Origin of the sequence: Frigoribacterium sp. Leaf263, from assembly GCF_001422285.1 — a bacterium.
Classification (GTDB): Bacteria; Actinomycetota; Actinomycetes; order Actinomycetales; family Microbacteriaceae; genus Frigoribacterium.
In genome coordinates, this window is the sequence record NZ_LMMO01000003.1 from 237979 (window position 1) to 255933 (window position 17955).

The 17955-nt window shown below is 71.7% G+C and carries 12 protein-coding genes; 6 read left to right on the plus strand and 6 right to left on the minus strand.

Annotated elements, in window-relative coordinates:
- The first annotated feature begins 80 nt into the window (after nt 1–80).
- Nucleotides 81–1967, plus strand: a complete 1887-nt coding sequence (locus ASF17_RS05170; RefSeq protein WP_055796121.1) for a glycosyltransferase family protein — start codon at nt 81–83, stop codon at nt 1965–1967.
- Nucleotides 1968–1982: 15 nt separating this feature from the next.
- Here the strand turns inward: ASF17_RS05170 and ASF17_RS05175 are convergent, their stop codons facing one another.
- The 4 genes from ASF17_RS05175 to ASF17_RS05195 form a co-directional block, all read right to left on the minus strand.
- Nucleotides 1983–3086 carry a glycosyltransferase family 2 protein gene (locus tag ASF17_RS05175; RefSeq protein ID WP_055796124.1) on the minus strand — a complete coding sequence of 368 codons (1104 nt, stop codon included), beginning with the start codon at nt 3084–3086 and terminating at the stop codon, nt 1983–1985.
- Nucleotides 3083–5101 carry a glycosyltransferase family 2 protein gene (locus ASF17_RS05180; RefSeq protein WP_055796127.1) on the minus strand — a complete coding sequence of 673 codons (2019 nt, stop codon included), beginning with the start codon at nt 5099–5101 and terminating at the stop codon, nt 3083–3085. The genes ASF17_RS05175 and ASF17_RS05180 overlap by 4 nt, the downstream gene beginning before the upstream one ends.
- Before the next feature lie 590 nt (nt 5102–5691).
- On the minus strand, nt 5692–6546 hold the full coding sequence (locus ASF17_RS05190) for a glycosyltransferase family 2 protein (protein WP_055796134.1): 855 nt from the start codon (nt 6544–6546) through the stop codon (nt 5692–5694).
- Nucleotides 6543–7697 (minus strand): glycosyltransferase family 4 protein, encoded by a 1155-nt coding sequence (locus ASF17_RS05195; RefSeq protein WP_235476386.1) that lies wholly within the window; start codon nt 7695–7697, stop codon nt 6543–6545. The genes ASF17_RS05190 and ASF17_RS05195 overlap by 4 nt, the downstream gene beginning before the upstream one ends.
- Nucleotides 7698–7800: 103 nt before the next feature.
- Between ASF17_RS05195 and ASF17_RS05200 the strand changes: the two genes are divergently transcribed.
- Both ASF17_RS05200 and ASF17_RS05205 read left to right on the plus strand, forming a co-directional pair.
- The gene (locus ASF17_RS05200; RefSeq protein WP_055796138.1) at nt 7801–8637 is read left to right on the plus strand and encodes an ABC transporter permease; all 837 of its coding nucleotides are present in this window, start codon (nt 7801–7803) and stop codon (nt 8635–8637) included.
- Complete coding sequence (locus tag ASF17_RS05205) at nt 8634–9371, plus strand: ABC transporter ATP-binding protein (RefSeq protein ID WP_055796141.1); 738 nt, start codon at nt 8634–8636, stop codon at nt 9369–9371. Before ASF17_RS05200 ends, ASF17_RS05205 begins: the two co-directional genes overlap by 4 nt.
- Nucleotides 9372–9439: 68 nt before the next feature.
- On the opposite strand, the gene ASF17_RS05210 is transcribed toward ASF17_RS05205, so the two are convergent.
- The gene (locus tag ASF17_RS05210; RefSeq protein WP_055796144.1) at nt 9440–10405 is read right to left on the minus strand and encodes a glycosyltransferase family 2 protein; all 966 of its coding nucleotides are present in this window, start codon (nt 10403–10405) and stop codon (nt 9440–9442) included.
- A gap of 205 nt (nt 10406–10610) precedes the next feature.
- Here ASF17_RS05210 and ASF17_RS05215 point away from each other — a divergent pair, with 205 nt between their 5' ends.
- The 3 genes from ASF17_RS05215 to ASF17_RS05225 all read left to right on the plus strand — a co-directional run bounded on the left by ASF17_RS05215 (nt 10611) and on the right by ASF17_RS05225 (nt 15301).
- Nucleotides 10611–12323, plus strand: a complete 1713-nt coding sequence (locus ASF17_RS05215) for a glycosyltransferase family 61 protein (protein WP_162236415.1) — start codon at nt 10611–10613, stop codon at nt 12321–12323.
- 156 nt (nt 12324–12479) lie between these two features.
- Complete coding sequence (locus ASF17_RS05220; protein ID WP_156357314.1) at nt 12480–14657, plus strand: hypothetical protein; 2178 nt, start codon at nt 12480–12482, stop codon at nt 14655–14657.
- Nucleotides 14654–15301 carry a hypothetical protein gene (locus ASF17_RS05225; RefSeq protein ID WP_055796153.1) on the plus strand — a complete coding sequence of 216 codons (648 nt, stop codon included), beginning with the start codon at nt 14654–14656 and terminating at the stop codon, nt 15299–15301. The genes ASF17_RS05220 and ASF17_RS05225 overlap by 4 nt, the downstream gene beginning before the upstream one ends.
- Before the next feature lie 100 nt (nt 15302–15401).
- On the opposite strand, the gene ASF17_RS05230 is transcribed toward ASF17_RS05225, so the two are convergent.
- Entirely contained in the window at nt 15402–17945 is a 2544-nt protein-coding gene (locus ASF17_RS05230) for a glycosyltransferase (RefSeq protein WP_055796156.1), read from the minus strand.
- Nucleotides 17946–17955: the final 10 nt, after the last annotated feature.

A 17955-nucleotide genomic window follows, 5' to 3' on the forward strand; every position in this document is an offset into this window, starting at 1 on the left:
GACTCGCCGGCCCGACGGGCTGAAGCGCCCGTCGGCGCGGGAGCGCCCGCCCGAGCGACGAACGACCACGAGGAGCACCGATGAGCGTCACCACGAGGGTCAAGGGCGTTCTCGGCATGGCGCGTCGTCCGCGAACGGCCCTGGTGAGGATCGCCTCGCCTCTGACCCGTCGGGCGGCGGAGCGCAACCGGCTCGCCGACGAGCTCGCCGTGCCCCGCGACGAGCTCGACGCCGGTGTCGTCAGCGTCCTCCTCACGGTGCGGCAGGATCATCTGCACGTCGCCCAAGATCGCGTCGACCGGCTCCGGCGGGCGTTCCCCGAGGGTGCGACCGAGATCGTCGTCTCGCCCTACCTGGTGCCCGAGAGGGCCCCGCTCGTGCGCTGGCGCGCTCCGGCACTCGTCGGCGCCCGGTGGGTGGCGCCGACGCTCGCGCCGACGTGGGACGCGGCCTACACGAGGGGGATCCCCGTGCTCGGCGGGGTCACCGCTCTCGTCGTCGACGCCGCGATGGAGATCGAGCCGGCGGTCGTCCGCGGGCTGCTCACGGCTCACGCCGAGCGGGGCGGGGTCGTCCAGGCGGTCGTGCAGAGCAAGGACGACGTCGTGGTCAGCGCGGGAGCCGTCCGGCACCGGGCCGACGACGCGGTCGAGTCGCTCTTCCGGGGATTCCCGCTCGAGGACGTGCTCCTCGCCACCGACGTGCGGGTGTCGGCGGCCGACCAGCCCGTCTTCGCCGTCGCGACGGCCGAGCTCCGCCCGGCTCCCCGCACGCGGCACGAGGCGACGGCCGTCGCGGCCGTGACGGGTCGCGTCGCCGGGGGCACGACGTTCGTGGCGGCGGGCCGGCTCAACCGCGTCGGCAAGGTGCAGCGCGGCGTCGAGTCGCCGGACGACGCCGAGGCGATGTCGTTCCTCGTCGCCGACGGCCGGGCCGCGCGGGTGCTCGAGAGCGCCGGCCTCGTCGTCGACCCCGCCCTCCCGCTGCGCGCGGACGACGGCGCCACGACGGTCGGGGGAGGACGCATCGACCCTCGCTTCGAGGTCGTCGAGGGTCTTCCGCGTCTCCGCTGGTCGATCAAGATCGCGGCCAGCGCCGGTCCCCTGGGCGACACCTGGGGTGACGTGTACTTCGCCGACGATCTGGCCGACGAGCTGCGGGCGCTCGGTCAGCGTGTGGTCGTCGACCGCCGGCACTCGCACCGCCGCCCGGTCTCCGAGGGCCTCGACGACGTCTCGCTCGTGATCCGCGGGCTCGGCGCGCCGGAGCCGCGCCCCGACACGACGAGCCTCCTCTGGGTGATCAGCCACCCCGACCAGGTGACCGCCGACGAGATGGCGCCGTACGACCGCGTCTTCGCGGCGTCCTCGGCCTGGGCCGCGGCGACCGCCGGTCGCACCGAGATCCCGGTCGAGCCCCTCCTGCAGGCCACCGATCCGGCCCGCTTCCACCCGGGGGAGCCCGACCCGCAGCTGACCTCCGACGTGCTCTTCGTGGGCTCGACGCGCGGGGAGTTCCGCCCTCTCGTGAGAGGCGCGGTCGCGGCCGGTGCCGACCTCGCCCTCTACGGCGGGGGCTGGGCCGACCACGTCGACCCCCGGTACGTCCGCGGGCCGTTCCTGCCCAACGACCGCCTGTCGGCGGCCTACCGCAGTGCCCGTGTCGTCCTGAACGATCACTGGGCCGACATGGCCGCCGGCGGATTCATCAGCAACAGGCTCTTCGACGCCGTCGCCTCGGGAGCCCGCGTCGTCTCGGACTCCGTCGACGGGATCTCCGAGCTGTTCGGCGACAGCGTCGTGCAGATCGGCGCCGACGCCGACCTGACGGAGGCACTCGACCCGACGTGGCCGTGGCCGACCGACGCCGAGCGGCACGCGAGGGCGGCGGCCGTGGCCGCGGAGCACTCGTTCGCCCATCGCGCGCGGACCCTCCTCGAGGCCGCCGTCGCCGTCCGCGGGCGCTGACCGGGCCGACCCGGGTCAGCCTCGGCGGACCGCCGAGCCGAGACGGTCGGCGATCCTGACGATGCGGCGATCACGGAAGGCCGCCAGCTCGGCGTCCTTCGCGGCGAGGGCGCCCTGCAGACGCCGCCGCTCCTCCGCCCAGCGCACCTTGCTCGCCTCCAGCACCGCCTGGCCGTCGAGCTCGATCATGAGGTTGTGCAGACCCACGGCGCGCAGCTCGGCGACCTCGTCGTCGGGGATGACGTCGTCGGCGGCGAGTGCCGCGGGGCTCGTGGGGCGGGGCAGGGAGGCCAGCGCGGTGGCCAGCGAGTCGTCTCGGACGAACTCGTCCGAGACGGAGTCGAGGAGGCGCGGGTCGGGCTGACGGATCAGATACGCCGGCAGCAGACGGTCCTGTTCGAGACGGGCGAAGTCGCGCATGCCGTGGTGATTCGGGCTCGGTTTCAGATCGGGGTTGGCCCGGTACGACAGGCCGGCGATGCGGACCTTGTGCTCGAACTGCGCCCACGAGCGCCAGGGGAGATGCAGCACCTCGAGTTCGAGACCGGCCGGCGGGCGCCCCGTGCTCGTGATCGACACGTAGTGGTTCCCCTGGCGCACGACGACGTCGGGGGATCCGACGTGGATGGCGTTCGGCGTGGGCTGCGCGTGGACCCCGACCGCCTTGAGAGCGGCCTCGCTGCGGTGGTCGCGGTAGACGAGCCGGTCGATGCCGGCGCCGCTCCGGGCGGGGTGCCCGACCATGTTCGTGACCGGCACGGGGAACGACTGGAGGGCGACGGGCATCCGGGCGAAGACCTCGCGCAGGGTCAGCTCCGGGTCGAGCGGGCGGAGGAACTCGTCGGCGTCGGCGTTGACGACCCAGTCGGCCCCGTACCGCGTGTGGGCCTCACGGGCCATCTTCGTGACGACGTCGCCCTGCTGCTTCTTCTGCACCGGGTCGTGGTGCAGCACGATGCGCCCGTCGTCGGCGTACCGCTGGAGGATCTCGGCGGTGCCGTCGAGTGAGCCGTTGTCGGTCACGATGACGACGTCGACCCCCTGTGCGAGGTGGAACTCGAGCATCGACTCGACGATGTCGGCTTCGTCTCGGACCATCATGGTCATGGCGAGGGTCACAGGGCGTCCTTCCGGGCCCGGTCGAGCGCGAGCTCGACGAGGCGGTCTGTCTCGGTCTCGACGTCGGCGCCGGCGGTCACCGGGACGACGATGTGGTTGATGCGGGTGACGATGGCGTCGAGCGGGGTGCTCCGGCTGCGCCAGAGGATGGCGAGCGCACCCGGCTGCGGGCTGACGACGACGTCGCCCTCGATGGTGAGGGTCACGTCGTCGAGGTGACCCGACGGGCGGTAGTGGTCGCCTCGACCGTCGACCACGACCTCCTGCCCCCGCCGCTCGAGTGCCGCGACGAGTCGGGTCACCAGGGCGTCGCGCCCCGGATCCGCCGCGGTCGTCGGGGCGTGCGTCTTGATGGCCCAGCGCAGGCACGGCGCACCGGTGTCCGGGCCCGTGGCGACGAGGCGGCGCGGGCGCACGACGATCGGATACGCGCGTCGGAGCTGCCGGTGCTCGGCGGGCGGCGTCGACTCGAGGTGGGGCGCCGCGAAGCCGTAGGCCGCGTACCGATGCAGATCGGAGTCGGGGTAGGCGCCCTGCCACCTCTCGTCGAAGAGCGCGCGGTTGACGGTGTTCGTCACCTTGCGACCCGTGCTCTTGCTCTCGTGGTGCTCGACGACGGCGGCGAGCTCGACCTCGTGGTGCGCGCCGGGGCGGAGGGCGCCGGCCCGCAGGCACAGGTCGACGTCCTCGAGTCCGTTGGTGAAGCGCGTGTCGAAGCCCTCGAGCTCGACGACGTCGGAGGCCCTCAGCAGCATGGCGGCCGCCGTCACCGCGCTGAACCGCGTGACGCCTCCGCGCAGAGCGTCCTCGCGGGGGTGCCCGGCCAGCAGATGCCAGGGCAGGATGCGGTCGCCGCCGAAGAACGTCCCCGCCGTCTGCACGGTCCCGTCGGGGTACAGCAGGAGCGGCTGAACGGCCACCGTGGTCGGATCCGACCGGAGGCGCGCCACCAGCCGGTCGAGCGCCTCCGGCTGGACGACGGTGTCGTTGTTGAGGAACAGGACGTCCGCCCCCGTCGAGCGCGCGAAGGCCAGATTCGAGCCGAGGGCGAAGTTGAGATTCTGCGGGGCGCGGATCACGACGACCCGGTCGTCGTCGACGTACCGGGACGTGAGGATGGTCGAGACCGAGCGCCGGGACCCGTTGTCGACCACGACGACCTCGACGTCGCGCCCTCCGGCCGTGGCGAGGACGGCGTCGACGGCCCGGATGGTCATCGACCAGTCCTCGTAGGTGGGCATGCAGACCGAGAGGCGGTCGGCGACCCGGTCGCCGAGAGCGGCGCGCTGGGCGGGCCAGTCGACGAGGCGGCGCTCGATGACGTGCTTGTCCCAGACGCGGGGGTCGTCGGGCGTCGTCGGCAGGCCCGGTCGCGCGGGGGCCCGGTGGCGCACCTGCGAACCGGCGACCGGGACCACGGGCGCGGCCGCGAGCAGGCGCAGGACGAGGTCGAACGCGTGCCCTCCGCCCAGGGTCGTGTCGACGGGGCCGATGGAGCCGAGGGTCGCGCGGGGGATCAGCAGGGCGCCCAGCGGCACGACGTCGCCGAGCACGAGGGACGACTCGACCGAGGCTCCGGCGGAGCGGTCGACGCCGGGTCCGCTGATCGTGTTGGTCGACCGGGAGACCGCCAGCGAATCGGGAGCGGCGCCGAGCGCCGTCGCCATGAGGCGCAGGTGGGGTGGGGCCCAGCGGGTGCCGACGGGCAGGAAGGCCACGAGCGCCGCCGAGCCCGCCGCCGCGCCGGCGTCGAGGGTCTCGCCGTGGCTGCCGCTGTCGATGTCGAGGACGGTGATGCGCGCGTCGCGTTCCGCGAACGCCCGGGCGGTGGCCAGGGTCTCACCGGGGTGCGGATCGGCGACCACGACGGCTCGCCACGACGGGTGCGTCTGCGCGACGAGGAGATCGAGGCGGTGCGTGAGGTCGGCGGGGTCGTCACCGGACGGGACGACGACGTCGAGGGGCTGGTCGGGGGCTGCGCCGGGCGCGGCCGTGGGCGACGGGGTCTCGGTCATGGCGGCCGCGTCGGTGAGGTCCCGGAGCCGGCCGGTGGCGGCCAGGACGGCGTCGCGGTGTCGGGCCGCGCGCGACGACGGATCGGCCAGGGCCTCGTCGGTCGCCGCGCGGACGGCCTCGACGGGGGAGGCGTCGGGTGCGACCGCCCAGAACGGTCCCGGTGAACGCTGACCCCGCGGGTCGAGCAGCTGAGCGTCGAAGGGCGACCCGTCGTCGTGCGCGGCGAGGAGCCACTCGGGCTCGACGAACGGGTTGAGGGAGACGTCGGCGCCCTCGGGACGCTCGAGGTGGTGGCGGAGCGCGTCGAGATCGGAGGAGAAGGTCCGGCCGGTCTGCAGCTCGTAGTAGCCGCGGTCGAGAACGCCGGCCCGGTCGAGGCGGCGGGCCCAGGATTCGCGGCGGGCGAGAGCGGCGGCCGACGAGCGCCGGAGCGCGCCGGTCAGGCGGTGCAGGGCGGATGTCCGTGTTCCGATGATCTTCTCGCCTCCCGCGGCCGTGGCCGACGTCGGTCAGTGTTCTCGCTCGATGGTACCGACGGCGGTGCGGCCGTCGACTCGCGCCCGCCCCGACCCGGCGGACGCCGTCGTCGTCAGCCCAGGCGGGTGCTGAGGGTCGCCCGGACGCGCAGACCGATGCGCACGAGACCTCGGACGGGGGCCCAGAGCGGGCCCGGGTAGCGCGTCGCCACGAAGCGGGCCGCGCTCTCGTGGTGCGCCCGGACCATCGCCGCCTGGCGCGTCGTGGTCGAGTGGGCGCCGACGTGCATGATCTCGGCCGACGGCCGGTACCGCCGTCGCCATCCGGCCTGACCGAGGCGGAAGCAGAGGTCGACGTCCTCGAAGTACATGAAGTAGCGCTCGTCGAAGCCGCCGACCTGCTCGAAGGCCGAACGGCGCAGGAGCAGGCAGGCCCCGCTCAGCCAGTCGACGTCGCGGGGCTCGACGGCCGTGCTCGTCTGCAGGTAGTGACGCGACCACGGGTTGCCCGGCCAGAGGCGGACGAGCAGGGCGTGGCCGATCCCGTCCGTGAACGACGGGAACTTGCGGGCGGAGGGGTACGTGCTGCCGGCGGCGTCCGCGATGTGCGGCCCGACGGCGGCGACGTCGTCATGGCGGTGCAGCTCGTCGAGCAGCTCGTCGACGGACCCCCGGCCGAGCTCGACGTCCGGGTTGGCGACGAGGATCCACTCGATCTCGGGAGCGAGACGGGCGCAGGCGGCGTTCACCGCGCCTCCGTACCCCTTGTTGTCGTCGAGCAGCAGCACGGTGGCGTCGGGTCGCCGCTCGCGGAGCAGCTCGGGAGCGCCGTCGGTCGAGCCGTTGTCGGCGACCACGAGCGTCAGCGGATCGGCGGACGACGCGGCGATGCTGGCGGCGAACCGTTCGAGGTAGTCGCCCGACTCGTACGACACGGTGACCACGGCCACGCGGGGTGTCTCGTTCACGGTGTTCCCTTCGCGGCGGCCTGATAGACGTCGTCGTGCACGGTGGCGCACCGCGTCCAGGTGAACTCGGCTGCCCGCGCGAGGCCCCGTGACCGACGGGCGGCCCGGTCGACTCCCGGAGCGGCGACGCGCTCCAGGGTAGCCGCGATCTCCGGGGCCGAGACACCGGTGTAGTCGACGGCGTCGCCGCCGACCTCGGCCAACGACAGGCGCTCGGTGGTGACGACGGGCGCGCCGCAGGCGAGGGCCTCGATGACCGGCAGGCCGAATCCCTCGCCGAGGCTCGGGTAGGCGACGCACTCCGAACCGCCGAGGTAGGCGGCGAGCTGCTCGAGCGGCAGGTAGCCGGGCACGACGATGCGCTGCAGGCTCGGGGCGGCGGCCACGGCTCCGTCGGTCTCGGAGTCCCAGCCCCTGGCGCCGGCCACGACGAGAGTCCAGGGGCGCTCGCCGCGGGCGACCCGGCTCGTCGAGAACCGCGAGACGGCCTCGATCAGCGACGGGACGTTCTTGCGCGGTTCGATCGTTCCGAGGAACGCGACGTACGGCTCGTCGCCGAGCCCGAGATCGGCGCGGAGTCGATCGACCTCGGCCGCGGCGGGTTCGCGGAAGACGTCCCGATCGACGCCGAGGGGCGCGACCCTGAGGAGGCGCGGGGCGCGCCCGACCAGCCGCGCGAGCTCGTCGGCGGTCGCCTGACTCGGGGTGATGACGGCGTCGGCCAGACGGAGCGCCAGCCGGGTCCAGAGCCGGAAGAACCGGGCCTTCATGGGGATGTGCCACTGGGGGTCGCTGAAGAACGTGGCGTCGTGGAGGGTCACCACGCGGCGACGACCGCTCAGCAGCGGCAGCGTGTAGTGCGGGGAGTGGATGACGTCGACGCGGAGCCGGCGGGCCAGGAGGGGGAGGCCGAGCTGCTCCCAGGCGAGACGGACTGCGGTGCGTCGGAGCGCGGCGGGCGCGCGATGGACGACCGCGTGCGGAGCATGCGCCTCGAACCAGTCGGCCTGCGGCCCGGGCTTGACCACGACGTGCAGTTCGACGCTGCCGGAGCGGAACGATCCGACGAATCCCGTGACGTAGCGACCGACACCGCCGAGGTCGTCGGGGACCGCCGTCGCGTCGACCAGGGCACGGATGTGAGTGGACAAAAGGTCGAAGGTGCTCCGGCTAGGATTGCGATCTGATTCGGCCAGTCTAAGCTAGCCGAGTTTTGCAGGCGTGAACTTCGCCTCCCGTCTCGCAAGGATCTCCATGACGTACTTCCAGGAACTCTGGTCCTCCAGAGAGCTCCTCTTCAATCTCACCAAGCGTGAGATCACGGGGCGCTACAAGAGGACCGTCCTGGGGCAGCTCTGGTCGTTGCTGAACCCGCTCGCCTCGATGCTCGTCTACACGTTCGTGTTCAGCATCATCTTCCGGAACGATCCCGGGCCGGGCGATCCGAGCGGGATCGACGCCTACTTCATCTGGCTGCTCTGCGGTCTGCTGCCCTATCAGTTCTTCTCCAACGCCGTGAACAGTGGCATGGGGGCCATCTGGTCGAACTCGGCGCTGGTCAAGAAGGTGTACTTCCCCCGGACGACGCTGGTGCTCTCCTCGAGCGCCGCCTCGGGCTTCAACTGGAGCGTCGAGATGGGGATCCTGGTGATCGCCCTCCTGATCGTCGGCGGTCCGGGCGTCCTCGTGTTCCTCCCCGTCGTCCTGCTCTTCATGGCGCTCATGCTGATCTTCGCGACGGGTCTCGGGCTCATGCTCGCCGTCGTCAACGTCTACTTCCAGGACACGCAGCACCTCATCGGCATCGCCCTCCGACTCCTCATGTACCTGAGCCCGGTCGTCTACCCCCTGACCCTGGTCATGAACGCGAGCGACAACCTCGGGCCGCTCTTCGGCTCGGTGACGTTGTTCGACCTGTACCGCCTCAACCCCGTCGAGCGCTTCATCTCGGCGTTCCGCACGCTGCTCTACGATCAGCGGCTGCCCGAGCTCGACGACACCCTCTTCTGCCTCGGCTACGCGGCGGTCTTCGTCGTCCTGGGCCTGTGGATCTTCCGGAAGAACGAGAAGAAATTGGCAGAACTGCTGTGAGCGAACCCGCCGTCACCGTCAACAACGTGTCGAAGAAGTTCCGACTGTTCAAAGAGAACAACCGGACCCTCAAGTCGACCGTCATGCGCGGTCGCCGCGTCGTCGGCGAGGACTTCTGGGCCGTGCGCGACGTGAGCTTCGACGTGCCGAAGGGGTCCACCTTCGGACTCATCGGCCGCAACGGCTCGGGCAAGTCGACGCTGCTGAAGTGCCTGGCCAAGATCCTCTCGCCCAACGAGGGCTCCATCGAGTACAACGGTCGCCTGGCCGCCATGCTGGAGGTCGGCTCCGGTTTCCACCCCGAGCTCACGGGACGTGAGAACGTCTACCTCAACGGGTCGATCCTCGGGCTCAGCCGCAAGGAGGTCGCCGCCCGCTTCGACGAGATCGTCGACTTCTCCGAGATCGGCGACTTCATCGATCAGCCCGTGAAGAACTACTCGTCGGGCATGTACGTGCGCCTCGGCTTCTCGGTGGCCATCACGGTCCGACCGGACATCCTCGTGGTCGACGAGGTGCTCGCCGTCGGAGACAGCGCGTTCCAGCGCAAGAGCCAGGACAAGTTCAACGAGCTCCGCGACGGTGGGCGCACGGTCATCCTCGTGACCCACTCGATGGCGAACATCAGGCGCATGTGCGACCAGGTCGCGTGGATCGACAAGGGCCAGCTCGTCCACGCCGGCGCGGTCGACGAGGTCGCGCCCGCTTACGAGGACTTCATGAAGAGCCGCTGACCCGCCGACGGCGCGTCACCTGCTCCGACGATGCGGGCGGCCGGGAGGCCGCCCGCATCGTCGTCCCGTCAGCGGCTGATGAGGCTCCGGCGCGCCGATGACGACAGCACGGACCGCCGGTTCCACCGCCGCCGGGTCGCGAGGTCGCGGGGGAGCGCTCCCACGGCGGAGGCCAGCCCTCGACGGACCGCGCGGGCAGTGTCTCTCGAGCCGCGGCCCAGCGAAGCCGAGACGCCGAGACGCGCCGTGCGGACGATGGTGGCCGCCCAGGCCCGGAGAACCACGCTCGGAGGGGCGTAGCGGGTCGCGACGACGAGCCGGTTCCGGGTGTTCTGCCGGACGAACAGCGGGCTCCCCTCGACCGTGCTGTGGGCGTGCCGATGCAGGACGGTCGCCTCGCGCTCGTACTCGATCGCCCATCCGGCGAGTCGGAGCCGCCAGCTGAGGTCGGTGTCCTCGTAGTAGAGGAACAGCGTCGGGTCGAACCCGCCGACGTCGTCGAGCGCCGTCCGCCGCAGGGCGGCCGCTCCGCCGCAGAGTCCGAAGACCTCCCGGGGCGAGCCGGATCCCTCGTCCTCCGCGCGGAGCCAGTCCCGGTCGCGTCCGTTCCCCGACGCCGTGATCTCGACGCCGGTCGAATTGATGAGCCGGACCCCGTCCGCCCGCGGCTCGAGCAGGAGGAGACGCCCCGTGACGGCGCCCAGAGAGGGGGAGCCGAGGAGGCGCGCGACGGCGGCGTCGACGAACCCGGCCACCAGGGTCGCATCGTTGTTGAGCAGCACGACGACGTCGCCGTCGGAGGCGGCGATGCCGGCCTGCACCCCGCCGGCGAAGCCGAGGTTCTCGCCGGTGCGGACGACCGACGCCCCCGGGGCGGCGTCGCGGGCGACGACGAGGGAGTCGTCCCGAGAATCGTTGTCGACGAGGACGATGCGGACCTCGTGCTCGCTCCGATGCGCGACGACCGACCGGAGGCAGTCCCCGACGACCTCGGCCCCGTTCCAGTTCACGACCACCACGTCGACCGTCGTCATGCGCGCGCCTCTCCTCGGCCGCGGGGCGCGGCGGATCCACGATACCGGGCGCTCGTGCGCGGCCGGGGGCGGCCGACGAGCGCGACGGCCGTGGCGCGACGGTGCCCGCGCAGCCCCGACTGCTACGGTGGCCGACGGCCCGGGCGAGGTCGTCCCTCCGCCCGGCAGCACGTCGGCTCCCCGCCGACGAGAGGGAGACGACACCATGGCGAAGCTGAAGACCCGCACGAAGACCGAGACCGCCGACGCGTCGTCGGCTCTCCCCGAGCGGACGACGTGGCGCTCGCGAGTCCCCGAGCTCGGCCCGGACGCCGTGGTCGTCGTCGTCGTCGACGCCGACCAGACCCGTCTCGTGTCGGATGTCGTCGATCTGTTCCCGACGGCCGACGTCCACGTCGTCCTCCCCGGCCCCGACGTGCCCCGACCCGACATCGGCCGGGTCGTCTGGCACTCCGCCCCGGGCAACGACGCGCTCGGCCCCCTGCTCGAGCGGATCGGGACGCTCGACGCCTTCGTGTTCCTGCGCCGCGTCCGGGTCGAGGCCGCGCTCGCGACCTGGGGCCGCTCGTACCTCCACCTCGCGGACGGGGGCACCTTCGTCCTGGCGAGCGTCGACGGCACCAGCGCCTCGGCCACGACGGCGCTGGACCGCCTCGCCACCATCCGCGACGGCGAGATCGACGGCATCAGCCGCGAGGAGACCGAGGCGGCCCGGTCGACACGCGACATGACGGCGACGCCCGACGGCATCGTCTTCACGAAGAGCGGCTCGCACCAGCTCAAGGTGGGCGAGCACCGAGCCGACGACGTGCTGCCGCAGCGGCTCCCGTCTCTCGGGCTGGTCGAGCTCGACCGGCTCCCGTCGACGGTCGTGACGGCGACCGGCGGGGCCGTCGTGTCGCATCGCAGCACCGCCCCCCAGTCGGTGCTGAGCGCCGAGTACGAGGTGCCCGAGCTGCCGCTCCGGCACTACGGAGCCCCTGTCGTGCTCGGACAGCGACTCGTGACCCGCGTCGGGCAGACGCTCCTGCCCGGTTCCTTCAAGTCGCCGTTCAAGAAGGAGGTCGCACCCGAGATCGGGCGCAACCCCACCCCGAACTTCGCCGCGGTCGGCGAGTCGTCGCCGCGCAGGCTGGAGGGCGCCTACTACGACCTCCGCTGCGCCTGGCCGGGTCAGTACGGGCACGTCCTCACCGACACCGTCGGCAAGCTCTGGGGCTGGGCCGAGGCGAAGCGCGCCGTCCCCGGGCTGAAGGCGATCTACCGGCTCGCGCCGAAGACGACGGAACCCGGGTTCGAGCGCGACCTGTTCCGCGCCTTCGGCATTGCCGACGACGACGTCGAGTGGGTCCGCGACGACGTCGAGGTCGAGACGCTCGTGGCGGCCACCACGATGTGGGAGAAGGACTACCCCCACTACGCGCACCCGGGGCTGCGTGACGTCTGGGCGACCCTGCGCGGAGCCCTCGTCGCTCCCGGCGCGTCGAAGACGCCGAAGATCTTCGTGACGCGTCCCGCCGACCTCGAGGCGCGGAACTGCCGGAACGCCGTCGAGGTCGAGGAGCACTTCGCCCGACGCGGATTCACCGTCGTGCGGCCCGAGACGCTGAGCCTCGCCGAGCAGGCCACCCTCTTCGCCGGAGCCGAGGTCGTCGCGGGCTTCGGAGGGGCCGCCATGTTCAACGTCCTCTTCGCCGCCGCGCCGCGGGCCGTGCTGCTGCTCGCCCACGAGTCGTACCTGGCCAAGGACGAGCAGCTGTTCGGGCTGCTCTCGGGCGCGCAGGTCCACTGCTTCTGGAGCGCCGCCGACGTCCCTCGGGTCGAGGGGAGCTGGGATCCCGCAGCGTCGAAGTCCGCCTGGGAGTTCGACTTCGCTCGCAACCGGGGCGACCTGGACGAGCTGCTCGCGACGCTCTGACGGTCGGGCGGCTGGACACCGCGGGATAATTTTGTACCCTGGTCACACAGGGGTGCCTTCGATCGGCGGTGCTCCACGCAGCTACCTCGTCTACCAGCCATCCCGGGCGCCTCGTGCGCGGCCGTCGACGACGTGACCGACAGATCAGGTAACGACATGTCTTCATCACGCACCGGGCTCGCGCGCGCGCCTCGACCCCTCGGGTCCCGGCTCCTCCGCCTGACCGCGGTGGTCGCGGCCGTCGCGGTCGCCGCCGGCGGTCTCGTGGTCGGCGCTCAGCCGGCACCGGCGGTCGCCGCCCCCTCCGCGGCATCGGCGACGAGCGCCTCCGGGGCGGACTTCGATCCGGGCTTCATCATCAGCGACGCGAACTTCTACGCGTCGAACGCGATGACCGGGACGCAGATCCAGTCGTTCCTCAACAGCAAGGGCGGCTCGTGCACCGGGTCGAACTGCCTCAAGGTCAAGAAGGTGGCCTCGAACACGCGGGCCGCCGACAAGTACTGCGGGCGGTACGCGGGGGCGTCGAGCGAGTCGACCGCGACCATCATCCAGAAGGTCTCCGCGGCCTGCGGCGTCAGCGCCATGGTGATGCTGGTGATCCTCGAGAAGGAGCAGTCGCTCGTCACGTACTCGGGCAACCCGTCGAACGAGCGCCTCGGACGCGCGATGGGCTACGCCTGCCCCGACACGACGAACGGCGCCTGCGACGCCTCCTACTACGGCCTCTTCAACCAGCTGTACTCGTCGGCGCACCAGATGAAGGTCTACGGCACCAGCAGCTTCTTCAACTGGTATCCCGTCGGCAAGGTCAGCAACGTGCTCTACAACCCGAACTCGGCCTGCGGCTCGAGCCCCGTCCGCATCCAGAACAAGGCGACCGCGGCGCTGTACTACTACACGCCCTATCAGCCGAACGCGGCGGCCCTCCGCAACATGTACGGCACCGGCGACTCCTGCAGCGCCTACGGGAACCGGAACTTCTTCCGTCTCTACACCGACTGGTTCGGCAGCACGACCGGCGACGTCAAGCCGTTCGGCAAGCTCGAGGCCGTCTCGTTCGTCAAGGCGGGGACGGCGCGGGTGAAGGGCTGGGCCATCGACCCCGACACCGCCGACCCGATCGCCGTCCACGTCTACGTCGACGGCCGCTACTCGAAGGCCGCGACGGCCAGCGTCTCGCGAGCCGACGTCGGCCGTGCGCACCCGCGGTACGGGGCCGCTCACGGGTTCTCGATCGACATCCCCAAGACCACGGCGAAGTCGCATCAGTTCTGCGTCTACGGCATCAACGTCGGCTTCGGCTCGAACACGCAGCTGGGATGCAGGACGTTCACGATGTCGAGCGACCCGCAGGGCCGTCTCGACGCCGTCACCTCTCCCGCCGCGGGCAAGGCGACCGTGACGGGGTGGGCCCTCGACCCCAACGCCTCGCGCTCGATCGGCGTGCAGATCTACGCCGACGGTCGCAAGGTCGCCACCGTGACCGCCGATCGCTCCCGCCCCGACATCGGCCGCGCCTACCCGGACTGGGGACCCGCTCGCGGGTACAGCGCGACCGTGTCGCTGCCTCCGGGCAAGCACAGCTTCTGCGCCTACGGCATGAACATCGGCGGAGGGCAGAGCGCCCGTCTCGGCCCGTGCAAGACGGCCACCGTCGCCAGCGCCTCCTCGGCCTCCGAGGCGTCGCCGAAGGGTCGGTTCGAACTGCTCGAGCACCGCTCGGCCGGCCTGCTCTACGCCAAGGGCTGGGCGCTCGATCCCTCCACCTCCGCTGCGACGAAGGTGCGGGTGAGCGTCGACGGGAAGACCGTCGCCACGGTCAACGCGACGGCGAACCGGCCCGACGTGGGCCGGGCCTACCCGAGCGCCGGGCCCTACCGCGGATGGACGGCCGTGCTCTCGGGCATGAACCCCGGCACGTACGCGATCTGCGCCACGGCGGTCAACGTCGGCGACGGGAAGGACGTCGCTCTGCCCTCGTGCCGGACGGCCACCGTCAGCACGACCTGGCCCCAGGGCCGCGTCGACAACGTCACGAGCACGACGGCCGGACGCGTCGACATCAGCGGCTGGGCTCTCGACGCCGATCTGAAGACGAAGCCCATCACCGTGGACATCCGCATCGACGGCGTCTCCCGGGGCGTCGTCACGGCCTCGACCGCCCGGCCGGACATCGCCAGGGCGTTCCCCGCATCGGGTGCGAACCACGGCTTCACGGCGAACGTCCGCGGAGTCCGGGCCGGTTCTCATGAGGTCTGCGCGGTCGCCCGGAGCGCCGGCGGCGTCGGGGGAGACACGCCTCTCAACTGCAGGACGGTGACGGTCCGATGAGCGGTCGGGGATCGGGCGAGGGCACGGGCCTCGACGACCACGACGCGGAGGACCGCGCTCGGGGGCGTCAGATCAGGATCTGGGCCGTCGTCTCGGGTGTGGTGCTGGTCGCCGCCGTGGCGATCCTCGTCGCGGTCATGGTCGGGAGCGACGACGGCCCCGACGCGGCGCCGACGGCTTCGACGACCCCGCCCGTGGCCTCCGCCACCTCGACGCCGAGCGCGGGCGGCGCGGACCCCGCGACGCCCACAGCCACGGCACCCGCCGAGCCGAGTGCGACGCCGACCGGCGAGCCGACGCAGCCGGCGGCATCCACACCGCCGCCGACCGGAGGGCAGCAGACTGCGACCGACGTCTTCACCCCTCGTCTCGTCTGGGAGCCCAGCACCAGCGCCATCGAGGGCGCGGCCGTCATGGGGTCGATCGTCGAGCAGGGCGGGTCGTGCACCGTCGTCGCGGAGCGCGGCGGCGAGGTCGTCGAGTCGGAGCCGTTCAGGGCCCAGGCCGACGCGCAGTCGACCGTCTGCGGCGGTCTCACGCTGTCGTCCGAGCGACTCGTGGCGGGCGACTGGCAGGTGCGGGTCCACTACGAGTCGGCGGACGCCGTCGGCGACTCCGCGCCGACCACGGTGACCGTCGGCTGACGCCTGACGCTCGTGGCCTGACACCCGTCGTCGGGTCGTCGACCGATACGACGAGAGCCGCTCCCCTCGAGGGGAGCGGCTCTCGTCGTCTGCGTCGTCGTCAGCGCGGCTTGATGACGCGGCGCTTCACCCGCGACCACACGGCGTCCACCCCGCCGTGGCGGAGGTAGAACGCGGCGCGCTCGATGTCGTGAGCGAGCCCGTGGCGACGCGGGGGCCGGCGCGTGATGAGGCTCGCGGCGGAGGTGCGCGGGGCCGGGGCCACGGCCGAGACGACGTGCATCTTGTCGGCCGCCTTGACGGGGTTGCGGCAGAACTCGACCAGGGGCGCGAGGGCGTTCTCCCAGACGAACTGCGATCTCACGGCCTCGACGTTCGCGCGCGCGGACGCTGCGGCGGCGTCGTCGTAGAGGACGCTCTCGAGCGCGGCCGACAGGGCATCCACGTCGAGCTCGGGCACCGCGACCCCGAGTTCGGACGACGCGACGAGGTCGCCGAAGCTGTCGCCCTCGGTGCTGACGATGGGCAGACCCGTCCACAGGTAGTCGAGGATGCGCGTGCGGAACGAGAAGGTCGTCTCGACGTGGGTGAAGTGGGTCGAGACCCCGGCGTCCGCCTCGAGGAGGTAGTTCTGGCGATCGTCGTAGTCGACCCACGAGTCGTTGAGGAAGACGTTCTTGTCGAGCACACCCAGCTCACGGGCGAGCTCGCGGGTCTCGCGGACGATGGCCATCTCGGGCACGTCGGGGTTCGGGTGCTTCGTGCCCATGAAGAAGAGCCGGACGTCGTCATGGCGGGTGGCCAGATCGGCGATGGCCCGGACGAGCGTCTTCGGGTCGAACCAGTTGTAGAGCCCGCCGGCCCAGACGACGATCTTGTCGTTCTCGCCGATGCCGGGCACGACGCCGCGGAGGGCCTTGCGGGTGTGGACCGCCGGTGTGCTCGGAAGCCCGAACGGCGCGATGGCGAGCAGCGAGTCGAGCGACTCGTCGCGGCTGTAGTTCCAAGCGTTGATGCGGCCCATGGCGGCCATCTGACCGAGCCAGAACATCCGCTGACGCTCGGAGGCGCAGAGGAAGAAGTCGCCGAGCCCGATCTGCTTGTTCAGCGAGTCGGCTGCGCCGAGGATCTGGTCGTCCCAGTCGTCGAGGGCCTTCTCGCGGCCCTGCTCGAGCTGCTCGAGGTGCATGGGGTCGTAGATGTCGACGACGAGCACCTTCGACGTGCTCTCGAGCACCTCGAACTGCTGCAGGGCGTAGCCCTGGACGATGATGACGTCGGCCCACGCCTCGTGCTTGGTCATCGGCGCGGGGAAGTGCGGCGAGACGACGTGGATGTCGAAGGGGGCGTCGAGGGGCTCGGCCGTGGTGAGGCTGATGACCCGCACGTCGTGCTCGGCGCTCAGCAGCGTCGCGATGTTCCACACCCGGATCGCGGGCCCGGCCATCTTCTTGCCGAACGAGTCGCCCGTGATGATGAGGATGCGCCGACGGGCGCCCGTCGCCCGGGGCTCGCCCGCGGACCCGGCACCCGGGGCGAACGCGCCGGCGAGGATGTCGAACGAGTTCACGACGGCGTCGTAGCCGTCGAGGTAACGGGGCATGTCGGCGAGCGGGGTGTCGGTCGTGCCGAACAGGGGCGCCAGCTCGCGGTCGCTGCGGGTGCGCTGCGACTGCAGTTCGCGCCGGGTCGCGGTGAGCGACGGGAGGTCGTCGACGAAGGCGTCGAGGGCGAAGAAGCCGGCGGCGCTCGTCTTGGGCATCGCGAGATCGGGCTGCGAATCGTCTCCGGGCACGCGCAGATCGAGCACGCCCGAGTCGACCCCGCCCCGCGCGAGCGACCGGCGCGCGATGAGGGCCATGGCCCCGGGCAGGACGGTGGCGAGGGTCTCGTCGTCGAGGTTCTTGTAGATCGTGTAGAGCGCGTTGCGCTCGAGGAGGTAGAGCTCTCGGAAGTCCCCGTAGGACTTCATCGAGGCGTGGTGCTTGTGGTACGCGAGGCTCTTCGGCTGGTATCGGACGCGCCAGCCGAGGAGGTTGAGACGCCAGCCCAGGTCGACGTCGTCGTAGAACATGAACAGCCGCTCGTCGAAGCCGCCCACCTGCTCGAAGACCTCGGCGCGGACGAACAGGGCCGCCCCGGTGCCGAAGAGGATGTCGCGGGCCTCGTCGTGGGTGCCGTCGTCGGCCTCGAGGTAGTGGGGCTTGTGGCCCATGCCGAACCACGCGACGGCGGAGTCGACGAAGTCGATCTTCTCGCCCTCCCAGTCGAGCACCTTCGAGGCGACGGCCGCGATGTCGCGCCCCTGGTGGAACGTGCCGACGGCCTCGCGGACCCACGAACGATGCGGCCGCGCGTCGTTGTTCAGGAAGGCGACGAACTCGCCGCTCGACTTCGCGACCCCGAGGTTGCTGCCTCCGGTGAAGCCGAGGTTCCTCTTCGACTTCACGAGCAGGACGTCGCCGTGAGCCTCGCGGATGCGGCGGGCGCTGTCGTCTCCCGATCCGTTCTCGACCACCACGATCTCGAGCAGCTCGGCGGGCCAGTCGACGGCCTTCAGCTCGGTGATGCAGGTGATGGTGTCGTCGGCACCACGGAAGTTGACGAGGACGACGGAGACGACTCCGGGGCGGCGTTCAGTCACGGACTGCCTT